25 protein-coding genes and 1 pseudogene are annotated in these 25866 nt (G+C 35.1%); 14 read left to right on the top strand and 12 right to left on the bottom strand.

Features of this window, described 5'->3' with window-relative positions:
- Window positions 1-85 precede the first annotated feature (85 nt).
- The 3 genes from SP041_RS08125 (at window position 86) to SP041_RS08115 (ending at window position 2350) form a co-directional block, all read left to right on the top strand.
- Window positions 86-1006: a viperin family antiviral radical SAM protein gene (locus SP041_RS08125; RefSeq protein ID WP_025563288.1), complete on the top strand. Its 921-nt coding sequence runs from the start codon at window positions 86-88 to the stop codon at window positions 1004-1006.
- 10 nt (window positions 1007-1016) lie between these two features.
- Window positions 1017-1367 (top strand): hypothetical protein, encoded by a 351-nt coding sequence (locus SP041_RS08120; protein WP_025563289.1) that lies wholly within the window; start codon window positions 1017-1019, stop codon window positions 1365-1367.
- Between the two features lie 68 nt (window positions 1368-1435).
- Entirely contained in the window at window positions 1436-2350 is a 915-nt protein-coding gene (locus SP041_RS08115; RefSeq protein WP_025563290.1) for an NYN domain-containing protein, read from the top strand.
- A 393-nt stretch (window positions 2351-2743) separates the two neighbouring features.
- On the opposite strand, the gene SP041_RS08110 is transcribed toward SP041_RS08115, so the two are convergent.
- The 5 genes from SP041_RS08110 to SP041_RS08095 all read right to left on the bottom strand — a co-directional run bounded on the left by SP041_RS08110 (window position 2744) and on the right by SP041_RS08095 (window position 7248).
- Entirely contained in the window at window positions 2744-4867 is a 2124-nt protein-coding gene (locus tag SP041_RS08110) for an AAA family ATPase (protein WP_037048212.1), read from the bottom strand.
- 47 nt (window positions 4868-4914) lie between these two features.
- Entirely contained in the window at window positions 4915-5079 is a 165-nt protein-coding gene (locus SP041_RS20850) for a hypothetical protein (protein WP_170968532.1), read from the bottom strand.
- 122 nt (window positions 5080-5201) lie between these two features.
- Window positions 5202-5525: an HNH endonuclease signature motif containing protein gene (locus SP041_RS08105; protein WP_025563291.1), complete on the bottom strand. Its 324-nt coding sequence runs from the start codon at window positions 5523-5525 to the stop codon at window positions 5202-5204.
- 327 nt (window positions 5526-5852) lie between these two features.
- A complete protein-coding gene (gene raiA, locus SP041_RS08100) occupies window positions 5853-6203 on the bottom strand; it encodes a ribosome-associated translation inhibitor RaiA (protein ID WP_037048215.1) in 351 nt (116 codons plus the stop codon).
- Between the two features lie 673 nt (window positions 6204-6876).
- Window positions 6877-7248 (bottom strand): hypothetical protein, encoded by a 372-nt coding sequence (locus SP041_RS08095; RefSeq protein ID WP_025563292.1) that lies wholly within the window; start codon window positions 7246-7248, stop codon window positions 6877-6879.
- A 427-nt stretch (window positions 7249-7675) separates the two neighbouring features.
- Here SP041_RS08095 and SP041_RS08090 point away from each other — a divergent pair, with 427 nt between their 5' ends.
- The 9 genes and pseudogenes from SP041_RS08090 to SP041_RS08050 all read left to right on the top strand — a co-directional run.
- Entirely contained in the window at window positions 7676-8038 is a 363-nt protein-coding gene (locus tag SP041_RS08090) for a DUF3316 domain-containing protein (protein ID WP_137297552.1), read from the top strand.
- Window positions 8039-8845: 807 nt separating this feature from the next.
- Window positions 8846-9529: a heavy metal response regulator transcription factor gene (locus tag SP041_RS08085; RefSeq protein ID WP_137297551.1), complete on the top strand. Its 684-nt coding sequence runs from the start codon at window positions 8846-8848 to the stop codon at window positions 9527-9529.
- Between the two features lie 3 nt (window positions 9530-9532).
- Window positions 9533-10915 (top strand): heavy metal sensor histidine kinase, encoded by a 1383-nt coding sequence (locus SP041_RS08080; protein ID WP_137297550.1) that lies wholly within the window; start codon window positions 9533-9535, stop codon window positions 10913-10915.
- A gap of 93 nt (window positions 10916-11008) precedes the next feature.
- Window positions 11009-11446 carry a DUF411 domain-containing protein gene (locus tag SP041_RS08075; RefSeq protein WP_137297549.1) on the top strand — a complete coding sequence of 146 codons (438 nt, stop codon included), beginning with the start codon at window positions 11009-11011 and terminating at the stop codon, window positions 11444-11446.
- 280 nt (window positions 11447-11726) lie between these two features.
- Complete coding sequence (locus SP041_RS08070; protein ID WP_137297548.1) at window positions 11727-13550, top strand: copper resistance system multicopper oxidase; 1824 nt, start codon at window positions 11727-11729, stop codon at window positions 13548-13550.
- Window positions 13547-14410 carry a copper resistance protein B gene (locus SP041_RS08065; RefSeq protein ID WP_137297547.1) on the top strand — a complete coding sequence of 288 codons (864 nt, stop codon included), beginning with the start codon at window positions 13547-13549 and terminating at the stop codon, window positions 14408-14410. Before SP041_RS08070 ends, SP041_RS08065 begins: the two co-directional genes overlap by 4 nt.
- A gap of 23 nt (window positions 14411-14433) precedes the next feature.
- Window positions 14434-14844 (top strand): copper resistance CopC family protein, encoded by a 411-nt coding sequence (locus SP041_RS08060; RefSeq protein WP_137297546.1) that lies wholly within the window; start codon window positions 14434-14436, stop codon window positions 14842-14844.
- Window positions 14845-14852: 8 nt separating this feature from the next.
- Window positions 14853-15764, top strand: coding sequence for a CopD family protein (locus SP041_RS08055; RefSeq protein WP_240791437.1), 912 nt, complete (start codon window positions 14853-14855; stop codon window positions 15762-15764).
- Window positions 15765-15897: 133 nt separating this feature from the next.
- Window positions 15898-16026 (top strand): annotated as a pseudogene (locus SP041_RS08050) (IS4 family transposase); the annotation flags it as partial.
- 62 nt (window positions 16027-16088) lie between these two features.
- Here the strand turns inward: SP041_RS08050 and SP041_RS08045 are convergent.
- From SP041_RS08045 to SP041_RS08025, 6 genes are all read right to left on the bottom strand, one after another.
- The gene (locus tag SP041_RS08045; protein WP_137297545.1) at window positions 16089-16373 is read right to left on the bottom strand and encodes a zf-HC2 domain-containing protein; all 285 of its coding nucleotides are present in this window, start codon (window positions 16371-16373) and stop codon (window positions 16089-16091) included.
- 6 nt (window positions 16374-16379) lie between these two features.
- Window positions 16380-16976 (bottom strand): sigma-70 family RNA polymerase sigma factor, encoded by a 597-nt coding sequence (locus SP041_RS08040; RefSeq protein ID WP_170968531.1) that lies wholly within the window; start codon window positions 16974-16976, stop codon window positions 16380-16382.
- A 354-nt stretch (window positions 16977-17330) separates the two neighbouring features.
- Complete coding sequence (locus SP041_RS08035; protein WP_137297543.1) at window positions 17331-17732, bottom strand: DM13 domain-containing protein; 402 nt, start codon at window positions 17730-17732, stop codon at window positions 17331-17333.
- Between the two features lie 528 nt (window positions 17733-18260).
- Entirely contained in the window at window positions 18261-20168 is a 1908-nt protein-coding gene (locus tag SP041_RS08030; RefSeq protein WP_276607146.1) for a phytase, read from the bottom strand.
- Between the two features lie 3 nt (window positions 20169-20171).
- A complete protein-coding gene (locus SP041_RS21050) occupies window positions 20172-20309 on the bottom strand; it encodes a hypothetical protein (protein WP_205961185.1) in 138 nt (45 codons plus the stop codon).
- Window positions 20310-20694: 385 nt separating this feature from the next.
- Window positions 20695-21585: a LysR family transcriptional regulator gene (locus SP041_RS08025; RefSeq protein ID WP_137297542.1), complete on the bottom strand. Its 891-nt coding sequence runs from the start codon at window positions 21583-21585 to the stop codon at window positions 20695-20697.
- A gap of 408 nt (window positions 21586-21993) precedes the next feature.
- Here SP041_RS08025 and SP041_RS08020 point away from each other — a divergent pair, with 408 nt between their 5' ends.
- Window positions 21994-23514, top strand: coding sequence for a sodium:solute symporter family protein (locus tag SP041_RS08020; RefSeq protein ID WP_205961184.1), 1521 nt, complete (start codon window positions 21994-21996; stop codon window positions 23512-23514).
- A 13-nt stretch (window positions 23515-23527) separates the two neighbouring features.
- Window positions 23528-24454: a carbon-nitrogen hydrolase family protein gene (locus SP041_RS08015; RefSeq protein WP_137297541.1), complete on the top strand. Its 927-nt coding sequence runs from the start codon at window positions 23528-23530 to the stop codon at window positions 24452-24454.
- Between the two features lie 299 nt (window positions 24455-24753).
- On the opposite strand, the gene SP041_RS08010 is transcribed toward SP041_RS08015, so the two are convergent.
- Entirely contained in the window at window positions 24754-25797 is a 1044-nt protein-coding gene (locus SP041_RS08010; RefSeq protein ID WP_137297540.1) for a hypothetical protein, read from the bottom strand.
- Window positions 25798-25866 lie beyond the last annotated feature (69 nt).

The raw sequence follows: 25866 nt of genomic DNA, 5'->3' as shown, positions 1-25866 counted from the left end.
TAAATAGGGGGGGGGGACGGCACTTTTCATTTTTTAGTTGGGTCAGGTTATTGATACTTAGGCACCAACTAAAAAGGAGTAAAAAATGACAATTAATAATATTAAAGCAAATAAGATTAAAGAGTTAGTCATAAATTGGCATATAACGGAAGCTTGTAATTATAAATGCAATTATTGTTTTGCTAAGTGGGGAAAACCAAATGAGTTGCATCGTTCGCTTAGTGCTGTTGATAAATTACTCAGTAACTTATCAGAATATTTTATAAGGAGTGATTCTTCTTTAAAGGCAAAGCTAAAATATGATGAAGTGCGAATTAATATTGCTGGAGGAGAACCGATGATGTTAGGTGATACATTTTTAAATATTTTACGATTAGCAAAAAAGAAAGGATTCAAAACATCGGTCATTACTAATGGTCATTATTTGTTAAATAATAAAATTAATCTTCCTGAGAATATATTAGATATGGTCGGAATAAGTTTCGACAGTCAAAACTACGCAACAAGGCAATTGATTGGTAGAGCTGATAGAAAAGGAAATTCATTAGGTGCTGATGATTTAAAAGTTGTTTTAATGGAGCTAACTCGGACACAAAAAGGTATTAAAACTAAAATTAATACAGTGGTAAATATACATAATTGGCAAGAAAATTTTACTGAATTAATTTCTGAAATAAAACCCGATAAGTGGAAAGTGTTACATGTTATGCCCTATGGCTCTGATGAACTTCTTATTTCAGATGAGCAATTTAATTCTTTTATTGAAAAGCATCGTAATGAAAGTTTATCTATTTATGCAGAGTCAAACCTAGCAATGACCGAGTCCTATTTAATGATAGATCCCAAAGGTTGTTTTTATCAAAACGTTTCTAATATTTCTGGTTATAAATACAGTGAAGCTATAAATGATGTAGGGGTTGAAGTTGCTTTAAAACAAGTCAATTTTAATCAAGCCGTTTTTAGTGCTCGTTACTTTCCAATTGAAGCAAGCTTATGCGAAATTTAGGAGAGTATAAATGAAAAGTGATACATGTTTTGGAAAAAAATCTGGGCAACATTTAAATCAATATTATGATGAGTATGAAGCCATTGATGCCGCTAATTATTCAAGGGAGCAATACAATAATTATTTGATTCCTTATCAATGTGCTAAATGTAGTTTTTGGCATTTATCACCTAAAGCAAGAATAACACCCAGTAAAAAGTGCAATAAATGCACTGCTGGAGATGGGACTTTCAAAGATACTTATAGAGTAAAAAAAGAAGCGTATGTTAGGGCTAATATTATTTATAACGAGCATGGAATTGACCTGCAAGTTTATGAATGTAGTTTTGGTAATGGCTGGCATTTAACTAAACGTTTTTAATGCACTTATGTAATTTATTTGGTTATTTAAGACGCATATAGCCAATGATTAAAATGGAATATTATATTATGAATAAATTGAATTTCGCAGTACTTGTCGATGGTGAGAATGCTTCTCATAATGATTATGCTTTAATTTTAGAAGAGGTAGAGAAATATGGATTAGTTGCTATTAAGTGGGTCTATGCTGACTGGACGTCCCCCCAACAAAGTGGTTGGATGAATATCCTTCGTAATACTGCTTCAAGTCCTAAGCAACAGTTTCATTATGGCAAAGATGCAGCTGATCACGCACTCGTTATGGATGCTATAGAATTAATTAATAAAAATTCTAGAATTAATGCTGTTTGTATAGTCTCTAGTGATGGTGGTTTTTATAGTCTAGCGCAGCGAATTCGTGAGCATGGACTTCATGTCATGGCGATAGGACAAGAAAAAACACCTGAACGGTTTCGAAAGGCTTGCCATAATTTTGTGTATACAACAAATCTCTTAGCTCCTGAAGAAGTGCTTGAAAAAGAAGATGATATCGATTCGTTGTTAATTGCTGCATATAAAAAATGTGCACAAGTAAATGAACCGGTGTACTTAGGTGATATGGGAACAATGCTTAAAATACTCGATTCATCATTTGATCCTCGAACTTATCAATGCACTAGTTTAAAAAAATTAATCAAAGATAAGGATGATATTTTTAATATTGTTGATGAACAAATTGACCGATGTTTTATCGAGTTGAAAAAGAAAGATCTAACTTCAGGGTATAAACTGCTACAAGGAAAAGTTCGTAAGTGGGAACGTTTAAAGCAATTTGGCTTTATTGATACTGCAAAAGGAAGTTTCCATTTTAATTCTAATGAACTGCAAATGAATGAAAAGGATATTGCTGTTGGGCTTATTGTTAATTTTAAAGCCGTTGTTGAACAAGGGACTAATAAAAAATCAAATAATAAGTGCCCATCAGCATTTGATATTTCTCTATAAGATGCCAACCCCTCCTGCTTTTATGCATATTTGTTATGGAATCAGTGGGAGCATAACAATGAAGTACGAAATTCTATGCTTATGGTGATTATTTAATTAAATCAGTATTTTGGGATTGTCTTCGTTTTGATTTCATTTATAGGTGTTTTATAACACTATAAGATAAGGGCTTGTGAGGAATCTTTATCTTCGTTTTTATTTAACGAATACAATAATTTGTAAGAAAGTCTTATAAAGCTTTATTCTCAATCAGTATCATGGTTTCAGAAACTGAAAAATAGACGTTGAAACTAACACTCAAAATTTTAAAGAAGAGCTTGAGCATTTAACATCTGGCGTTAGTAATGATGGTGCGCCAGATGATTTAGATTTTTAGCTCAAGCTCCCTTTTGTTTATAGTCGGCTATAGATTAAATCCATCATATTAGTAGCAGTATTGCGAACGTCTTCGATACTCATTTCCATTAATACGTGCATTGGTGGGTTGAAAGTTGTTCTGAATGAGTGTATTTCTTGCGCGACTGCTTCTGAAATTACGTTATTGTCTTTCAGTGTATCAATGCACACAGAAAAGTCCGTTCTCAGAGTTGCTCCATTGGCTCTAAGCTGGTCTTTATATCTATGACGAAGTTCTGTTTCCAAGAATGGTCTTAGCTTGAGAATCTTGTTGTCATTGACTTCATTGTTAACAAACGCTGTAATTTCGTTGTAAGCGTCGTCATGCTCTGTAGCTGTCATCTCTGCTTCTGTGGTGCGCGCAAAGTCCGAACCGTTCGCCACTTTTACTATTTTTAGCGCACTTGTATTTGCGAACTTCTTAATAGCAGTAGCAGCCATTCCACGGTAGTGGGTTGTTATGAAAAGTTGTTTTATTGATGGTGAAATCTCATAAAGTTTATTCAAAATGCTAGAGATTCGTTCATTGTCAAAGCTAGTAACAGGGTCATCCATTACCAGTATAGCTTTGGCTTTGTCTTCATCCGGCAGCTTGTTAATTTTAGCTAGGTAGATGCATAGCGCCAAAGCGCGTCTATCAGACTCACTGAATAAGCAGTTCATTTTGTTTCTTGGAACCGGTGTACCGTTGAAACTGACCTCTAAGTCATAGACAATTTTTCGGCCGTTATTATTTTGCTTTCTGCTAATGTTGAAATTTCTAGAGCCAAGATTTTGGAATAGCAGGTTAATCTCATCAAAGTAGATATCTAGAAATGCTTCTTGAGAATCTTCTAATACTGTCTTGTTGTTATCGTAGGTCTCTTGGTCTTGCTCAACTTGAGTGCTTAGTTGTCGATATGTCGCACATTTTTCTTCTAGGGTATGACGTAGCTTTTTACTCTCAAGTGCTTTCTGATTTACGTTCTCTGTTGCTTTGTCAGTAGTTAAAGCATCCGAATCGAGGCCACCTTTAAATTCAGTAAGCTTTTCATTTACCGAGTTGATAACGACCTTATAGGCTTCTTTAGCTTCATTAAACGAGTCAATAGCCAACTGTAGAGGAGAGAAGTCAATTGCTTCAATAGAATTGTATGCTGTTTCGATTTTTACATTTAGAAGCTCTAGAACTTGAGGTTTCAACTCTTCATGCTTTTCGTTCAGTTTTTCAATGGCCGACTTAACCACCTCATGCGTATCATCAATAAGTTGCTTATTATCAGCAGTTTGCTCAACAACAACCTGCTCTAGATATAGCTCAAGCACTCTCTTGTTTTCTTCATGGAGCTGGTTGATAGCTTGTTCATCAATAGAAATCAATTGCTTCGTAAGCAGTTGTGTAGCACCCGCTTTAGTTTCTTTAATGAAGTTGGCGAAAGCTTCATTGAATGCAACTTTGTAGCTATTAATTAGCTCTAGGGAATCTCCCTCAAACTCTTGACCACAGAATGGACAGTCATCTTCTAAATGAGCTAAGCCGTTAGAGACCCATCCTTTAAAGCCGTTTTGCTCTTTCAGACGTGCCATGTGCTCTTGTACCAGAGCCTGCGCATCGGTGTGAGCTTCTTCCATGCTAGTTTCTAAGCACTCATTAATTTCATTACTTGTATCTGTGATATCAAAAGAAGTAGAAATTTCTTTTAAGTTGCATCGAGCTTTAGATTGAGTGACGTTGCCAATTTGCACGGTTAACGAATCTTGCTCAGCGATAGATTCTGCAATCGCTGTATTCAACTCATCGATAGACTCTGTTGGAAGGTCAGAAACAACATATGTAGCTACGTCGTTAACCCCACTCGCCTCTAGCTCGGTTTTGGCGCTCTTAAGGTTTGCTTTAGTAATAGTTAGAGTTTCTTTTTCAGTTTTAAGGGTCTCAAAAAGCTCAGTGTTGTCTTCGCCTAGAATAAAGTTTGAAATGTTCTCTGAGTTTTCTCGATTGTTGACAGTGCCACTCATTACATTTCGATGAATGAAGTTGTGGTCAAAGATATGTAGCTCACAATCGGCGGGTAATGCAGTCGCCCAAGTTTCGTTTGAAAAAACACAGGTTGGTGCATTAGCGAATTGAAACTCGACTTTCATAGGGTTAGCCGCTGTACCTTGTCTTGGTATCGCCTTGCGGTCTTTGATTAATTCAGGGTTATTAGACGCAGAGAATAGAAAATGTCACACAGCGTACTTTTACCGTTACGGTTTTCACCATAGATTATATTCACGTCAGAAAATTGCGTGTCACCAGCTCTTGCGCTGTGATAGCTACCGATACCTTCAATTTTTTGTATTCTTCTTAGCATTATGAACCCTATTTAATCGATGATGATTCATGTTACCACAGGCACAGATATGGAATGCGGTGGTTGGTCAATAATAAACGATAAAACAATAACAATCAGTAGGTTGGCTAATTGAAATGAAGCTATAGACAGTTTGGGCATAACGCCACTGTATTTTCAATACAATCAAGTCCACCAGCAGAAAGCATCTTTATATGATGTACTTTAAGGTAAGGGCTGTTGTCTCGCTTACGCGCAAATGGTGCTTTGGCCTTGCAGTTTTCACATACACCTAGTGCTCTGTATAGAGTTTTAGCTACCACGTCGGGATTGCGTCGGTAGAGCTTGGTTCGTGCCTCAATTAAAATAGGTTCTTTAGGTGCAGATTCTAATCTTAATCTTCTGTTTTCTGAACTGTCATTACTTGCAATTTGAACCGTTTTTTCTAAGTCGCTTTGTACCCCCAAGCGCCTTAGTTAATCAATTTCACGCACGTTCAATTCGCGGGGATGTTTAATTATATTTGCTGTTTTTCAATGAGTGATTCTATTCAAGTGTGGTGGGCAACTAATTTTCGCCACTTAGTTAGAGAATAATCACAAACATCATTTTTTAGAAAACAGGCTAGTTATGTAAAAAGGTAAAAAGGTAAAAAGGTAAAAAGGTAAAAAGGTAAAAAGGTAAAAAGGTAAAAAGCTAAAATGAAAGACTCTGTGAAGTTTTTATAATGCCCAAACAAAAAAACGCAGCGTAAGCTGCGTTTTAAGAGGGTTCTTTAATAAAGTAGGTTAATTTTAGTTAATTTCTTCTTCTACTTCATCCGTACTTTCAGGTTCAATCAGTTCAGGCTTTTCATGTAAATCTGCTTTTAATTGACCTTTACGGTGTTTTAACACGGTATCTAATTTTTTAGCGGCACTTGTAATAGCAGGGTACATAACTGGGTCATTACCTTTAGCAGCAAGGCTAGTTCCTTCATAATTGGTGCGAATTTCAACATTAAACTCACCATGCTCTTTGGAAATGATAATATCGAGCGAGATAAGCGAGGGAAAGTGAGTAGATACTTTAGCGAATTTTTCTTCTAAGTGCTCTTTAATGCTATCAGTAATATCAACATGGTGACCGGAAGTATTTATTTTCATAGATTGCCCTTAATAGGTTTAACGTACACTACCCCTGTATACTTGCATAAATAAAATCTCTATACAAATACAAACATATATAATTAGAAATCAAATAAATAGATTGTCTTATCCTACTCTACGTCCACACTATTAACATAGTGCCCATAGTATTAATTAAAAAATAAGAGAGCCAATAGGACCTAAAAATATCTCAATTGGTAAAATCAACATGATCTCTTTTCTCAAAAGCAAGCTTCACATTGGTAAATTAACTTGGTCACTATCTTTATGATTTGTAAGTCGTGATATGCTCGACATCCACTTAGATTATTTCGAGAGCATAGTTCAATGCCAGTCTTATAATGGTTAATGGATTCAGATGGGTATCTGAAGTTTCTAAACAGGTATTAGGGGAAAAGTGAGTTACTCAATAAGCTGTTAAAGTTTGCCTTCGTTTTAATTCCATCAAATTCATTACCTTAGCTCTTAGTGTTTTTTAAAAGCCGCCTTTAAATTTTTTACTATGCCAATACACTACCTCATGTGAAAGGTAATAATGGGTATTCTTCAACATTGCGATGACAAAACTTAAACCGTTAATATTAGGTTAGTATTATTAATTTCTATTAAACATGATGCTAAATAAAAATATTAGAAGCGATTAGCCAGAAAATTATTACCATTTTACTTTTTACTTTTTACTTTTTTTAGGGATTATTGGCGGCTTGTGACAACAAACTTCTTTGTGATCTTTTTGCTCCATAATATTTTGATCAACAAATTTATAGTAACTTTCCTTTGTTCGATTCCACCAATTTTTTGTTACACTGATATCATGTACAGATAGTATATTCTCAATTGTGATTAAATTAATATGGGTGGCGTCATAACTGATATCTAATTTATTTGAGAGTAAATCTATACTTATCCTATCTACCCCAAAAGTCTTGTTGATTTCAGCATAAATAAAAGAATAATTTTGTTCATTAACCCCTGTTAATTGTAATTTTCGGTTGACGATATTTTCTTCATTAACACCAACTCTGTGATTGAAGTTATTCATATTTTAACTCCTAAATTTAATGATGATGTGAAAATTTCCAACATATTAGGACTAAATGAAAAGCTAATAATAATTTAAGTTATATTGATTATTTGTACGCTAGCTTATTAACAAACTAAATCATCTGCTCTATATTTTCATCGTTTATTGAAAGGGTCTGAGAACGTATCAGCGATGTCTCTTATGATAGTTATATCGTGACTCTCTATCGCTGTTTATTCTTATCTTTCTATTGTATTTATATTGCTCAATAAAAATAACCCTTACCCTAGGGGGATGGTCAAGAAAGTTTCAATAAAAAAATAAATTTTGAATATGACTCTTTTGTCATTTTAATGACCTAAAAGCGTCAGCTAAGTATTGTTATTCTGGAAGGGAATTAAAGAGAGATACAATCAAACATACCATTATATTTTAAGGATATACCATGAAAGCTATTATTACTGCATTATTACTAACGTCAAGCCTATCTCTAATAAGTACACAAGCATTGGCTCATACACAATTTAATAACAGTCATTATTCAACTCGTAACAATGATAGACAGATAATTACTCCTTTTGTGAGCAGTAAGTCAGAAGCTTATGAAAATGGTTACAATAAGCTACAAGTATTAATAAAAAAATCTAGTGTTGAATTAGGTCAAGAATTAAAAGTATGGAATGCTTTACAATCAAGTATTCATTTAGATAACTCTTATGTTTCGGTAGATGAATCGATGAATAAAAATGGCCAAATTGTTTATCAGGGAGTTGTTAACACTAAATTCCACTACCAAGAAAAAGATTAATAAATTGATAAATTAGAGAGTATTTATTGAAGTACTCTCTTTGTTACTCAATTAATAACTCATTTTTAGTTATTACATTTTTAACGTGAATCTAAAATACTTCATTGAGAACAATAATACTGACTAGCCCTTCATTTTCTGTCTTTGTGTAAGTAACCCTCATTATTTTTTGCCATTTTATATGACAGAAGAATGCGTTATATGAATATATCCGTTTGTATCTGTTCATATAGAACATTTCTACTATAAAAATTTAAATATTCACTTTTTCTACTGAGTATATGAATAACACTAATAAAGTGTAGTTTTTCTGTTTATTTTTATATCTTCGCCTCAATAAAGTGAAAATGACAACATTGTCATTTTGCTGTCACTTTATAGAAGGGAAACACTCTTTAATATTAGTAAAACATAATGCTATTGAATAAATGTGTCGGTGATCAATAGTAGTGTTTAGCTTCTAAACTTTTAACTCGTTGGACAAAGGGGCTAAGCTAATAACAAAGATAGTATGACGGTAGTTATTGACAATAAATTTGAGAGCTTCGGTACTATTGAAGTTACTTTAAATGGCATTGCTCGTTCAAGACCTATACTCATTATGATAGTGCTATTGTATTGAATACATGCGGTACTAAAATAAGGAGCCTAATTGTGAGTTTAATAAAACTTGAATCTGTCAAATAATAATAAGGCATTTTCTTGTTTATGATCAGGACAATCAGAATCAGCTCTGAAAAGGAAACTTTTCATAATAAATATATTATAAAAGAGCCCATAAAAATAATGTATGAAAGGAATGATTGAATGAAGATATTAATTGTCGAAGACGAATCTAAAACAGGCAAATATCTACAGCAAGGATTAACAGAATCAGGGTTTGTAACAAACTTAGCAAAAAATGGAATTGATGGTTTATTTTACGCTTCAACTGAATCTTATGACTTAATCATACTTGATGTCATGCTTCCGGATATTTCTGGTTGGGACATTCTTGGAAAGCTTCGAAATAAAGGTATTGAAACACCTGTTATATTTTTAACTGCACGCGATAAGGTTGAAGACAGGGTTCGAGGTTTAGAGCTTGGCGCTGATGACTATTTAGTAAAGCCTTTTTCTTTTTCAGAACTGCTTGCACGTATACGGATCATTTTAAAAAGAGGCAATAATAGTAAAGATGTAAATATATTAACGATTGCAGATTTAGATTTAGATCTATTACGTCGCCGAGTCCAACGAGCAGGTAATAACATTGCATTAACAGCGAAAGAGTTTGTTTTATTAGAGTTATTTATGCGCCATCAAGGAGAAGTATTATCTCGAGCGTTGATCGCCTCAGAGGTCTGGGATATGAACTTTGACAGTGATACAAATGTTATTGATGTTTCAATTCGTCGTTTACGTAATAAAATAGATGCACCCTATGAAACTAAGCTATTACAAACTATTCGTGGAATGGGGTATGTCCTAGAGACACAAGAAAGGATTTAATCAATGTTAAAGCATTCTCTAACTTTACGTATTAGCTTTTTTTTTAGCCTTGCCATTATTATTGTATTAACGGGTATTGCATTCTTGATCAACAACGCTATTGAAGACCATTTTGTTGAGCAGGATAAGTTAGTACTTGAGGATAAAATTAGCACTTTAAAAGAATTATATAATGAAACTGCTGAAGATAATCTTTTTAGTATTATAGATAGTATGCAACGTCATGCAGGGCTTGTTATTTTAATCAAAAATGAAATGCAAACCTTATATAGTAGTGAAGGAGTGAATTTTGTTCAAAGTAATTTAGGTTTAAAAATTAATATCCAAAATAAACAAGCGACTACTTGGGAGGATGGTGGAAATCATTATCTAAGTGTAAATTTCATATTAGAAAAGTCAGGTGAGTTTAATAGAATGTTAATTGGAACATTAGCGATTAATATTAATCATCATCAACAATTTCTGGGAGTTTTTAATAATATATTAATTAAATTCACTATTTTTGCTGGGGTAGTGAGTGCATTACTAGGGTGGTTAATTACTCGCCAAGGCTTATTACCGCTTATTAGATTAAGTGAACAAGCATCGATTATTTCAATGAAAGATCTTAGTCGACGTATGCCAACTAAGCAGTTACCAATTGAAATTCAATCATTATCATATACATTAAATAATATGCTTGAGCGGCTAGAAGTTGCGATTGAAAGGCTATCAAATTTCTCATCTGATATTGCACATGAGTTACGATCACCTGTAAATAATTTAATGACACAAACACAAGTTTGTTTAAGTAAAAATAGAACGAGTAAGGAATATGTAGATATATTAGCATCGAATTCTGAAGAGTATGAACGCTTATCTAGAATGATAACGGATATGCTATTTTTAGCTAAATCAGATAATCATCATTTAATGCTAACCAAAAAAGAGCTTAAAATTGAACAGGAAGTTCAGGATCTTTTTGATTTTTATGAGGCGCTTGCAGAAGATAAAAATATAACTCTAGTAATTAGTGGCTCTGCCAAAATAATTGCCGACCAATTAATGCTGCGTCGTGCATTTAGCAACATACTTTCTAATGCAATTCGACATAGCTATGAGAATAGTAAAATACATGTAAGCATCTTTGACTTACCTAATTCAATCTCGATTGATTTTGAAAACCAAGGTAATACCATTGATAAAAAAGATTTAATCCATTTATTTGAGCGCTTTTATCGGGTTGATAAATCTCGTACTCATGGGAAACATGAAGGTGTAGGTTTAGGGTTAGCAATTACTCGCTCTATTATTGATGCTCATAACGCTACATTATCAGTATGCTCTGAAAATAAACTAACGACATTTTCAATTAAATTTATTAAAGATAAGTTAATTTTAAAATGAAATTATTACATTATGTTAATCAATAATATAAGTCGTATGTTCATCTTAAAATGCGTGTGATTTACAAATAAGATAGGAATTATGAGGCCCAAAATGAAAAAAATCAGAAAAATATTATTAATCGTTTCTTTTTTTAGCACTGCAGCAGTAGCTACAGAGTTAACCGTATATAAATCTCCTTTTTGTGGTTGCTGTACTGCTTGGGCGGAACAAATGAAAGACGCTGGTTTTAAAATAATTATTGTTGAGCAAAATAATAACAATGAAATAAATAAAAAGCTTGGAGTTACACCTGAGCTTGTATCTTGCCATACCGCTGTTATTGAAGGTTATACAATTGAAGGACATGTACCCGTTCAAGATATTAAACGACTATTGCGAGATAAGCCTTCTGTTGCTGGGCTTGCTGTTCCTGGAATGCCTGCGTCTTCTCCTGGTATGGATGTACCTGGTAATACGGACTCATATCAGGTGATTGCATTTAATATGGATGGTAAAAATCAAGTTTATAGTCAATATCATATCAATTAGTACCGATTAAAGAGGGCTGTTTTTATGGTATTTAGTAATAAACCTTGAGCCTTAATACAAGTTCTATTTTCAGCTCTCTCAGATAAGCCCTCCCATTAAAAAATTATTTAAAGGTTGATATAAAAACGCCCTCACCATTGGATTACTAATTGAAGATGTATTTTTTTAATTAGTATATCTCACCTCTTGATTACAACTTTGTCATGTTAACGTCATGTTCAAGACATGTTGCTTCTCTATATTTACTCTATATTTATTATACATACAAAGGAGTAAGGAAATGGGGTATAAAAAATCATTACAACATGTTTCCACGCCACGAAGACGATTTGTTCAAGGATTAATTGCAGGTGGTGTACTTGCTGCTTTCCCTAGTATATTAAATGCTACATCATCTCTAACATCAGGAACAATAACAGGCACTGTGCCCGAACTTAGCGGTAAAGTCATTGATCTGGTTATAGATGAATCGCCGGTTAACTTTACTGGCGTAGTACGTATGGCGACAACTATCAATGGGTCTATTCCCGGCCCTACCTTGCGCCTCAGAGAAGGTGATGACGTTACTATTAGAGTAACAAATAAGTTATCAGTACCGAGTTCAATTCATTGGCATGGCATTATTTTACCGTATCAAATGGATGGCGTACCAGGTATCAGCTTTAAAGGCATTATGCCGGGCGAAACCTTTGTTTATAAATTTAAACTACAACAAAGCGGTACATATTGGTATCACTCACATAGTGACTTTCAAGAAATGACAGGTATGTACGGTGCCTTAATTATTGAGCCGCGAGAAAACGATATTATTAGTGCAGATAACGAGCATGTTATTCAATTATCTGATTGGACTGATGATGACCCAATGGCGCTGTTCCGTAAATTAAAAGTACAGAGTGATGTATTTAACTTCAATCAACCCACTGTTCCAGAGTTTTTCGATGACGTTTCAAGCAGCAGTATTTCAAATGCTCTACAGCGCCGAAAAATGTGGAATCAGATGCGAATGAACCCTACAGATTTAGCTGATTTATCTGCATCAGCAATGACTTTTTTAATGAACGGTAGTACTCCAATGGCAAACTGGCGTGGATTATTTAAAGTCGGTGAAAAGCTTAGGTTAAGGTTTATTAATGGCTCTAGTAATAGCTTTTTTGACGTGCGTATCCCCGAGCTAAAGCTCACGGTTGTACAAGCAGATGGGCAAAACGTTGAACCAGTGACAGTTGATGAATTTAGATTCGGCCCTGGTGAAACCTACGACGTAATTGTTGAGCCTAAAAATGATGCCTATACGATTTTTGCTCAAAGTATGGATCGCTCTGGTTACGCAAAAGGGACTTTATCAACCTCGCCTAATATTGATGCGCCAGTACCTGCACTTGACCCTGTTGAATGGTTAACGATGACCGATATGATGGGCAATATGACCCACGGCGGTGAGCATTCTGCAATGGCTGGTATGGCAGACATGTCAGGTATGAACTCTAAAGAAATGGATCATAGCGCTATGGGGCACGGTGCAATGGCGATGGATCATAGCAAACATGGAATGTCTGAAAACCCATTGGCGGTTGCCAGCTCTAAAGTGCGTCATGCAAAAACGGAGTATGGAGCTTCAGTTGATATGCGCGTTGATATGCCTAGAACAAATCTTGATGATCCCGGTATTGGTTTACGTAAAAATGGTCGCCATGTTTTAACACTTGCAGATTTACACTCACTTGAGGGTATCGCTAACCAGCAAGAGCCAGAAGCTGAAATTGAGCTGCATTTAACCGGCAACATGGAGCGTTATAGCTGGTCATTTGATGGCTTAGAGTTTGGTAAAAGCTCGCCAGTACACATGAAGCATAACCAACGTTTAAGAGTTATTTTGCAAAACGATACCATGATGACACACCCTATGCATTTGCATGGTATGTGGAGTGATTTAGAAAATGAGCAAGGTGATGTACAAGTTCGACGCCATACGATTCCTGTTCAACCCGCACAAAGAATCAGCTTTTTAACCACCCCTCACGATGTGGGGCGCTGGGCTTGGCATTGCCATTTATTATTCCATATGGATGCGGGTATGTTTAGAGAGGTAGTCGTATCATGAAACAATTAAAACTATCTAAATCATTAAGTTTTTTAATGTTAACTGGAGCTTCATTAATTAGTTTCCCTTTATTAGCGCAAAATGAAATGGCACAAATGAATAGCGCTATGATGCAACCACAAGCAGGAGATGCACCTGAAGATGCAAGAGACCCTCATGCTTACTCTGCGGGAACAACTTTAACAGAAGGCCCATATGCGCTTGAAGGTAACGAGCGATTAACACTCGCTGATGAGCATCTATTTTATGCATTAATAGGGGACCGCTTTGAATACAACGAGCAAGCCAATGCAGGTGTATTTGACTTACAAGCATGGTACGGCACTACCTTTGACCGATTGGTAATTAAAACCGAGGGTGATTTTAGCGAAGGAAGTCTTGAAGAAAACCAAACCGATATTTTATGGGGACACGCCGTATCAGCATATTGGGATACTCAAGCAGGTGTTCGCCTTGATTACAATAAAGAAGGTGAAAATCGTCAATGGTTGGCTTTTGGCTTACAAGGTTTAGCGCCCTACTGGTTTGAACTTGATATGACAGCGTATGTCGGTGAGGGAGGCAATACCGCTCTTACGTTGGAAGCCGAATATGAGCTACTACTCACGCAAAAGCTAATTATACAACCACGTGCTGAAATTACGCTATATGGCAAAGATGATAAACAAAATGATTTAGGAAGCGGTTTATCATCAAGTGCACTTGGCTTTCGGATGCGTTATGAGTTTACTCGTCAATTTGCACCTTATGTAGGTGTTGAATGGACAAATATGTTCGGCAGCACCGCTGACTTTGCCAAAGAAAATGGACAAAGTAGTCACGATACCGCTCTCGTTGTGGGTCTTAAATTTTGGTTTTAATTATTTTTAAATAAGAGGTAAATATGAATTTTTTTAATATTACAGCAGCAACGTTAGGTTTAGCATTAACTTTTTCGGCGTCAGCGCATATATCACTTAAGGAGTCGGTACCTGCACAACAGGCAATGTTAATGCAAAGCCCTGAGCAACTTACATTAACTTTTAGTAGCGATATAAGATTAGCAAAAGTCACTATTAACAACGTAAATAATCAACCGGTTAATTTTGGTTTTGAGCCAAGTTCTACACCTAACAGTAAGTTTATCTGGTCATTACCAAGCTTAGAGCAAGGTAATTATACCGTTAAATGGATAGCTTTAGGTGATGATGGTCATAAGATGTCTGAGACGTTTGGTTTTATGGTACATAAGATGGAACCTAATAAAAAAGGAATGCATGGGCAATCTACAGCACACAGCGCGCACAGTAATTAAGACGTAATATGATGCAATTAAATGAATGGTCAGTGCTTTTGCTTTTGTTAAAACTAGCAAGTTATTTTTCAACCGCAACACTGGCGGGTACTTTATTAATACGCTTTATGAGCGCTAGATGTAATATTGAGCAAAAACAAGCAACCAGCTTTTATCAATATTTAAAGCGCTATCAGATTACGTGTTTGGCAATTGGCAGTATTTCTGTTTTATTGCAAGTACCGATAGAAGCTGGATCAATGGCTGAGTCAGGCTTTGTAGGAATATTTGATCCTTTTATGCTTGAAATGACTTGGGAGTCGGTTATAGGTGAACAGGCAGCCGTTAGAATCCCAGTATTTATTGTTGCTTTAATTGTTACATTTATGTGGAATGTTGAAACTAAAAGTCATTTTTCCAGTTATAGCAACAATCTTATTATGCTAATAACTCTTTGCATTATGGCTTATACATTCACTTTTACAGGACATAGTGCTGGAGAAAATAATTTAATAAAAATCATATTAATTTTTCATCTTCTTGTTGTTGCTAGTTGGGCTGGTTCATTGTTGCCCCTTTATAAAACCTGCACGTTATTGCCTGTTAGAGATGTAAAACGTTTAATGCATTATTTTGGTAAATTAGCTATTGGGATTGTGTTTATATTAATCATTTCAGGCTTAACTTTACTGTGGAAGTATTTACATTCATTTTCAACCTTATTTACTTCAAGCTATGGGCAGTTAATTTTATTAAAGCTACTGCTCGTTAGTCTTATGCTATTGCTTGGCGCATTACATAAGTTCTTGTTAGTTCCTAAAATAACTGAAAAAAAACATGTGGATAAATTGAAGTTATCTATTGGGGTGGAAATATTTATTGTGTTTTTTGTACTTATTATTACCGGCATATTTACAACGTTTGTTGGACCGCCTAATTAATACCAACTCCGATAAATAGCTGATCTATTTTGCTTGTTAAAACAACTCACTTCTTTGTTGTAAATTTGGTAAAAAAGAACAACCATTTACTTCAATTTACGCCTCGAATTGTATTGTTTTTTCTGCGCTAAATTTAGATTTCTGCAATCGTAAAAGGATTATCAAACCTTTTGATTTAGTGATGTCACCGATAACGGCTTTGGGTGATAAATCAGTAGGTATAGCCACTGATTTACACCGTTATTTTGTGAAACTGACAGAAGTCTTGTTAGATAACTACTGGTGATTTATTACTATTGTAATAAATAAAGTGCCATTGAGTCATTAATCTGTTTGTTTTTTAGCGGCTAAAATAGCGTCTACCAATTGGTTTGGAATGTCTGCTTTATCTGTATCATTTGCAAATATGGATTTACTTAATTGGATACGGTACTCATAATTTTTTAAATATACTCTACAAGCCGGGCATTCATTTAAATGATGTATAAAAATGCGTTTTTGGTTATCTTGTAAGTTATCGTCTATATAATCAACGATAAAGGTGTCGAAGCTTTCGCAACTAATCGAATGCTCTTGTGATGGATAACTTGATTTATCTTCTATATTCATAATAGCTCAACGTAATTGATGTTCGATCTTTTTCTTTAATAATAATCTTGCGCGATGTAAACCCGTTTTAACTGAAGGTAAAGAAATATCCAATAATTCAGCTATTTCTTTTGTGCTATAACCTTCTATATCCTTTAATAATAAAAGGTTTTTCGCCATTTGAGGAAGCTGAGTTATTTGGGTTTTAATATATTCTCGTTGGCTATCATCAGCCATTAATTTTTCCAGTGATAATGTGATTTCAGTCTCTGTTTCAATTCGTTTACCATTAGCATCAAAGAAAGAAGCATTATCATCGATCAACTCAACAAGTCTACGTTTGTTTGAACGTATCTTCATTAAGGAAATATTAATGACAATTCGATGCAACCAACTTTTTAAGCTAGAACGTCCTTCAAAGGTTACAATAGCACTAAACACGTGTAAATAAGTATCTTGTACCGCATCCTGAGCATCTGCTTCACTGGTTAGATATCGTTTTGCAATGATTAATAAATAGCCACCGTATTCTCTTACAATAAATTCAAAGCTGTCAACATTGCCTTTTTTTAGTTGAACTATTAATTCATCTTCACTTAAATCCGTATTAATTCTTTTAGACAAATCCATTCGTTTATATAGCCAATTTTAATGATAATAAAAGTTTAAGTTTATTATGGTACACAAAAACTTTAATTATACATTCGATTATTATTGTTAAAATGCTCAACTATCTATTTTTATAATATTAAGTCACAGAATCAATAATTTTTATCCATTAATTAAACTAACTTTTATGGAAAAATCCAGAAACTAAGGTATACAAGAAAGCGCTGTTGGGAGTGTTGTGACTATATAATCGATGAAATTATTAACTTCATGACATTAAGGATAAATATTAAAATTTTAAATTGTTTTTTAAAGAAACTAACAAGAGAGGAAGCTAAGCCTTTATTAAAAAGACTTAGCTGAATAACTTTATTTAATTTTAGCTGAACCTAAAGAAACGCTAAATTGGTCACACCAAATAAAAACTTCGTCAAAGTTATTAACATCAACAGATGCAGGGATTATATAAGCTGATTGTCCATTGTGAGAAATCAACTTTCCTAATAGTGCTTTTGGATCATATTGACCATTTTTACCTAAACCAACTTTAGGATCTGGAGCACCATCAAGCGAAAAATCAGAACCTAAAACGACTGCATAACCTTCAGGTGTTTGCACAAGGCTTACTTGGCCTGTAGTAATATGATCATTAGCGCCACTAAATTCACCGGTTTTTACAGCTGTTGCTGCATTACCCATTAAAGAAAATGTCATTAAAGATAGTGCAACTAAAAAACCTGCGACCGTTTTAATTTTTAATAAAGATTTCATTGATAACTCCAAAATAATAAATAATTAATTAGCAACTAAAGTGTTGTTATGTATTAGATGCCGCTCGTTAAAGTTTGGTTACAATTAATTAGCATTTATTTTTAAATTATTTTTAATCAGATTAAAAAACATGAAAAATTTATTCAATGAAGTGCCAAAGTTGTATTGGTTTTCCTAAAGCGAACACGTTTTTTCATTGACGTATTGCTCGACAGAATCCAATTTTATTAGCCTTAATAATGTTTACTTTTTTAATAGTAGTGCACTTTTAAAAGTTAAATGACCGTATGGTAGCTTAGTTATCTATCAGAATAAGGTAGTCCAGTAATTCAACTCACTGTAAATAGACCAAAAATTATTAATTGTAATGTCTGCTCTATCGGATTTCCTGTCATACTTTTCAGTCTAAAAATATAATTTATTTTTTGGTTGTCATTTTATCGTGAGAGCTGCTCATTTATTGAAATGAATGTTTTCACTCTTTTCAAATCGTATCTGAGCATTTGAAAAGAGTGAAACACGATGTGGTTATTTTAATATTGCTTGAATATCTTGCCAATCAACTATTTTGAAGTTCTGATTTAAAGGTTGGTATTGATCACTTAGATTGTAAAAATCTTGGGCAATGAATACACCTTGTGGATAATCTGAGCCTAAGTTGTATGAGGCAGCGTGAATACCATCAGTATCACTGGTGCCATCGACTCCTTTACTATCATCACCAATAATCGCGAAGTGGCTGATAAATTTTCCTTGGTTATTAAGGTCAAAAGCCGCATAGGTATTATTACCTTGGCTAGAAGCTAATAACAGATTTTGCTTTTCTGTTTGGTAAATAGTTAACCCCTCGATATCGTCCACAAGATGGTCACCATCAACACTAGCAAATAAGGTGGCTTCAGAGCTGCCTTGCTCTGTTGCATCAAACTCCCAAATTGCAACGTCTTCTTCACCAACGTAAAGTTTTTGTGTTCTATCATCGACGACACATCCTTCAGGTTGGCTCGATACCTTTAACGTTCTAACTAAAGTTCCGGTCGCTTTATTGTTATTAACGGTAATTTTCCATTGCTCTATTGCACCATTCTTACTGTTAATAAAGACATACGGGACACCTTCTGGTGATTGCCCCATACATAAACCATAAATGTCTTCCATTGAAGAGGTGATTTCAGGCGCTTCGTTATGACGATTTTTACCGACAACCTCAAGTATGCTCATTAGTTTATTATCTGACGAGTCGTTCTTAGTGGCATAAGGTGTAATGGCATAAAGCGCAATGGTGTTAAGTGTTCGATTAGAGGCCGCAGCGATATCATATAAACGACCATCTTCACCTTTGATATTTTGGCGAACATCAACATTATTGACTTTACTGCCTTTGATATATTGCACTTCTTTACCGTGGAGATCGTAAGCTAATAAACCGCCTTTTTTATTGGTTGCAATGATAAGGCTCTGTTCTGGTTGAGTTTGGTTGTACCACAGTGCTGGATCATCCGCTGCATCCCCGCCTTTATTAACCTGATCGGTTTCACCTGAGGCTTTGACCATTTTTAGATCTGAGGTTTTAAGTTCTGCATTATTGAGCCATTCGGCACTCTGTTCATACTGAGTATGAGCCAACCCAAGCTTAGCTAATGCTTGAAAAGATAATGTCTGATAAATTGGATTATCTAACTCTGTATTACCAATCCAAAGTCCGTTGTTTGATACGGTAACGAGTTTTGCTTCTTCTATACCATCAATATTAAATTGATTAAGAAAAGCTTTACTGCCTCGGTCATAAAGTAAAAAACCTTCTTGTTGATCGGCGACAATAATTAACCCCTTACCGTCCTTTTGGTAAGCAATATCAATGCTTTCTATTTCACGTATGTGTCCAATAGGTTTTGTAACATCGAGTAAGTTACGCTCTTTTACATCTTCAGGATCTGCTCCATATTCCCATATACCGAGATTTTGCTCCGCTAAATAAAGTGTTGAAGTACCGTCATCGACAACACAAGCACTTAATTTACCACCTACTTTAGTTGACCTTACTGGTAGTGGTTGTCCGTCATTCTCTATCGCACTGTGAATGGCTTTACCATCGTATTTTAATTTGAATTGTACCCAGTCACCTTCAGCGGAAAAACCATTGACGTAAACATCACCAGTTGTAATATTTTTGGCTAAACAAACACCTTCAAGCTTTATCGACGCACTGAACTGTCCAATTTTATGCAGAGGCTTATTACTGTTTGAATCAATTTGGTAAAAAGCAAACGCGTTTTCATCCACTAAAGCGACAGCCGCAATATCTATTTTATGACCATCGCTTGCTGTAATGCCATAGCGCACATCAACACCTGCGACATTATTCGAGGTGATATGTTGGACTTGTTTGCCTTGATCATTAAAGACTGCAATACCATCTTCTTCTAATGTACTTATAAGCTACGAGGTCTCGTTATTACTAGACTGCCAATGAGCGCTGTCTGCAATATCGTCATAACTCGTATCCGTTACGGTTGCATAACTCATTGTTGATGCCGTGACTGCAATGGCGATTAAACTCATTTTAAAATAATTCATATATTTCTTATCCTTTAAATAGCGACTTAATAGTTAGGTTCTTTTTTGATTGGAGACTTTAAAAGTATTAGATTACATTTTAGTGACAATTTATTTTTTTTGAACATTACAACACAATTTATGAAAATTTAGAGTTATGTTTATTAAGTCGACATTTTATTTAATGAATAAATCGATCGATAAAATTTCAAACGAATAAGCTAAACTTGAAATAAGTAATACAATGCAACATCCGAGGTTGTTGAAGTTAAATGAACAATTAATGATTTATTGTGATTTGAATAATTAAGTGTGAGTTATATTCAATTAAGTAATGAGGTTGAAAACCGTTATAAAGATTGAATCTTGTCATTCTTTATTAGTAAACCCGCTAAGTATTCGTTGGTTATATAATATCAATCTCACGAATAAAGCTAATAAATTGACGAGTTGCTTTGGTTAAATACCTCCCTTTTCGTACACATAATACAGTCGTGCTTTTTGGAAAGACGCCTTCATTAATGTTAATCACCTTCATACTATGATTTTGAGCTTCCGTGATTAAGGAATAATCCGGCAAAATAGTGGCTCCATTAGTCGATAAAACAAATTGCTTAAGTATTTCGATATTATCTAATTCGAAAGTAATGTTAAATGATAAGCCATTACGAGTGCTTAAGGTATCTAATAAATGCCGGGTATGAAAGCCTTCACACAGCATAGCTAAAGGAAAGGGAGCTAACTCTTCTAGCTCTAATGTGTCACGATCAGCTAGCTTATGATTAGGTGATAATGCGATTTTAAAGCCTGTTTTAAATCGTTTAATAACGTCAACTTCATGAGGGATATCATGTTCTAGTGCGATGCCAAGATCAACCTGATCTGTTGTTAATGATTGATAAACAGTATCAGAGGGATATATTCTTCCATTGAATTTAATGCCTGTATAACGGGTTTGAAATTCAGCAATAGCAGGTAACATCCATGAATCAAGTACTCCTTCTATCGTAGAATAGTTAATTGTACCTGTTAATAAACCATGTATTTCATCAATTTCTACTTGCGCTACTTCCATTTCTCTCATCGTTCTACGCATGTGTTTTTCTATAATGCGTCCTTCTTCTGTCAGCGTCATACCTAACGCTTTACGTTCAAAGAGAGTTGATTTGAAATTGTGCTCTAAGTTTTGAATTTGCCTACTAATCGCTGATGGGCTGACATGCAGATCCTTCGCAGCTTGGCGAACAGAGCCTGTTTCAGCAACGGCTAAAAAATATTTAAATGAAGAAACTTTCAAATCAATGTCCACCTGTTTTTAGATCGATATCCATCATACACACCTGTTGCATTATTGAGAACACTATGTGCTAATAATTAATATATTCGCAACATGGTAAAGCAAGTAGTATAAAAAATGAATGGAATCACCTTCACTCTATTAATCAACCTACCTTAAGAGGTTTAGCAATGAAGACAATAAGAGTACTTATATGGATAATTATGTGCGTATGTTTAATATTAACTTTTATGCCATATTTAGATATTTTTAACGCACCAGTCATGATCGCTGGTTTACCTATGCCATTAGCTCTAACACTTGGCTGCAATCTTATTTTAACGTTATGCGTTATCGCTCTCTACCCACTGTATTTCAAACCTTTTATGAAAGCGTTAAAAAACAAACCAATCAGTGAGGAGAAATATAATGGGTAATGTCATTACTATTTCAATATTAGCCGTATTCATTGGCGTCTTTATTTTTATTTCTTTCCTATCTAAACGTAATGCTAAGCAATCTGAAAATGATGCTGCAGAAGATTTTGTTATTGGCGGTCGTAGTATGGGGACCGTTGTATTATTACTTTCAATGGGGGCAACTTATTTTTCAACGTGGACATTATTAGGCTCTTTTGGTGCTTATTATCGAGAAGGTGTTTGGTTTATTGGGTTTGCCGTGTGGACTATTTTCCATGCTGTTTTTATATGGCTTTTTGGTGCAAGAATTTGGCTAGCAGGAAAACGCTTTGGTTTTATTACGCCAGGGCAAATGGTTGAACATTATTATGAAAGTAAACGCTTACGAACCTTGGTAGCAGTGATTGGTATCTTTGCATTAGTGCCAGTGATGTTAATTCAAGTAAGTGGCGGTGCGCTTGCTTTAGACACGATGACCGACGGTGCTGTGCCTTATGTGGTGGGTGTTGTTATTACTTCAGTTATGGTTGGTGTCATTGTTTTATGGGCCGGCTTTAAAGGCACTGCATGGACAGATACCTTTATGGGTGTTTTCTTTGCCACTATTTTAATTTGTACTGCTATCTATGTTTGTAATTTAGCTGGCGGGTTTAATATGTTTGCAAATGTTGCAGCCTATAAGCCTGAGCTATTAGTGAATAATGGCAAGCCAATGAAGATGGTTGAAATATGGCTTGGTCTTGGTTTTGGTGCTTGGGTTCTACCACATATGTGGCAAAAGTTTTACTCTGCGGCTTCACCTGAAGTATTAGGAAAAGTGGCTGTAATGACACCTTTTTGGAACTCATGGATGATGGCTATCATACCTTTAGTGATAGGTACTGCTGCTGTTATTCCTGGTATTGCACCAGGTGTCAGTAAAGAAACAAGTGACACAATTTTACCGTTGGTTTTTGCCGAACATGCTCCTATCTTAGGTGCTTTTGTGGTGGCAGGTATTTTAGCCGCTGCTATTTCAACGATTAATAGTCAACTTTTATCCTCTGCCAGTATTGTCGCTGAAGATGTTGTTAATAGCTTACGTAGTGAACCACTTTCAAGCACTCAAAGTACCAAGGTGACGCGTATTGTTGTGGCAAGCTTAACGACCTTAATACTTGTATTGGCACTTGCACCTGGTGGCGCTGGTTTATTAGTCCCTATTGCTGCATTAGGCTTTGGTTTAGGTTTACAACTGGTTCCATCTGCTCTTGGTATGTTGCATTTCCGTTTTGTCACTGAAAAAGGCGCTTTCTTTGGTTTGATCGGTGGCGCTGGTTTAATGATTATTATGGCAATATTTAAACCAGATATTCCATTAGGCCCTGGCTTTGCAGGTTTTATGTTTAATATTCTTGTCACTTTATGTGTGAGCCGTTTTACCTCTTCTGTATCGGCTAAGTCACTTGAAAACTATCACGATATGTTTGACGAATATATGCGAAATAACACTTCTTCTGATAAAAAACCGTCTTTAGTAACGACAAAATAAAAGGAAAGTAACCATGAAATCACAATGTAAAGTGGCTGTTGTTCAAGATAGTAGTATTCCCTTTGATGCAATCGCAACGGCAAAAAAAACCTGTAAATTAGCAGAAGAAGCAGCAAATAACGGTGCTGAATTAGTTGTTTTCCCAGAGGCGTTTCTCGGAACTTATCCTAAAGGTTTGAATTTTGATGCGCCTATCGGCAAGCGTTTGCCAGAAGGGCGCGAGGACTTTATGCGTTATTACGATGGCGCTGTGGATATGGATGGCGAGGAGTTACGATCAATAGAAGAATGTGCAACTCAACATAATATATTTATTGTGTTAGGCATTATTGAACGAGGCGGTTCAACGCTCTATTGCACTGTTGTATTTATTGACCCTAAAAAAGGTATCGTAGGCAAACGCAGAAAACTGATGCCGACAGGTTCTGAACGCTTAATATGGGGCTTTGGTGACGGCTCAACTTTAGATGTAGTGGATAGTGAGCTAGGTAAAATAGGTGCAGTTATTTGTTGGGAAAATTATATGCCTGCATTACGCTCTGCTATGTATGCTCAACACGTTGAAATATATTGCACACCAACAGCTGATGACCGAGATACTTGGTTATCAACCATTCAACATATTGCGATGGAAGGACGCTGTTATGTGCTTAGTGCTTGTCAGTACATTACAAGAGATGAGTTTAGCGAAGATTATCGCAGTGTGTTACCTGATAACCCTGATGGTGTAATGATGCGCGGTGGTAGTGCGATCATCGGACCGCTTGGTGAGGTTATCGTTGGACCTGTTTTTAATGAAAAAACGATTGTGTATGCTGAGTTAGATAGAGCAACATTGATTAAAAGTAAAATGGATTTTGATCCTGTTGGCCACTATTCTCGCCCTGATGTATTTTCAATTTCAGTTGATAAAGAAGCGAAAGAAGCGGTTAAATACTGAAGCTTTAAGAAAGTAATATAACAATAAATAGCAACATTTAATATGTGCTAACGAGCTATAAATAATACCTTTTTATATATTACTAAGGTCAAATTTTATTGTTTGTTAGTGCATTTTTTTTGCTGAAATTTAAGAGATGTAATAATAGTAAATTATGTTGTTAATCGATTCAGGCTAGAAGTTATGGTTTACAGGATACGGTAATAAAGTCCTGTTTGAGAGAATTCATTGCAAAGCGTCTTGATAAAAAGCCGATAAACAAGCTTTAACTGGTATAAAGCTCATTTATCGGTAAAAACTTACTGCATTTGTAATTGAAACTGTTCGATAATCTGTTTGTGTTTTTGTGCTAATGCACCTGCTTTAACTGGAGGAATCCGCGTTAAATCTACTTGTTGATTAGTTTTAGAAAACTCACTGGCAAAATGTGCTGCTAATTCATGTTTACGGCTTTGTTGTGACAAGTCTGCAATCTCTGCAATGTCGATAGTCGGATCAAAACGATGAAACCCTTTATAACTGAAATGCTTATCTACTTGTAGATCGCTAAGGCGAACAAACTCGTCCATTAAGGCACGACTTAATGTGTTTAAAGATATCTCTTCAAGCATTAAATAAAGTGTCACATCAGTCATTTCAGATAAAGTACTGCGTTCAGTCTGGTGTATTTTTATATCAACTAACCATAGACCATTCGGACGTTGTTGCACGTCATCAAGGCTTAAGTGGCTATGATCGTAGGTGATTTTTTCAAGTATATTATTAATATTTTCTTGAGTGCTTATTTCTGTTTCATGTTCTGTTGTGCATTCTTGGTTATTGTTAACCTTACTTTCGTAACCTTTACGCTCATTGCCTTTGCTATCGTAGCTTTTGCTATCATAAAACTCGGCCATTAACGGTAAATCAATATGCGTATTAAAAGGCGTTGTTGTGCTGTGGTTAAGTGTTAATTTAAATAACTCACGGACTTCATGCTCACGTGATTTTTTAATGGCTAGAAAAACACTTTGAATAACCTCTGATGTTGGTAATTCTTTTTCTACACGCCATTTACGACCAAATAATAGCTTTTCTTGATTTGGTTTCTGTGATGATTTTTTATGGTAGTTATCATGCCCTACAACGCCGACTTGGATATAAATATCACCTAGATCTTGGGCGGCAAAAACAACGTATCTTGGATCATATTCAATATCGCAAATAATCGCCTCCACACTTTGTAAAGTATGGTGATAAGTTAAGTAATGTTGAGGGATACAGTAATTACCATTACTCAGTAAAACCTTTGGTGCTTCAGGCATTACCTTTTCCCCTAAGCGCAACGGAATTTCTTTTACCATCTGAGAAACCTTATTATATTTATTTAAAATTAATACGTAGTTCAAACCTGTAAGGTTCACTCATCTAGA

The organism is Psychromonas sp. SP041, from assembly GCF_000470315.2.
Classification (GTDB): domain Bacteria; phylum Pseudomonadota; class Gammaproteobacteria; order Enterobacterales; family Psychromonadaceae; genus Psychromonas.
This window is presented reverse-complemented; position numbering and strand designations above follow the sequence as displayed.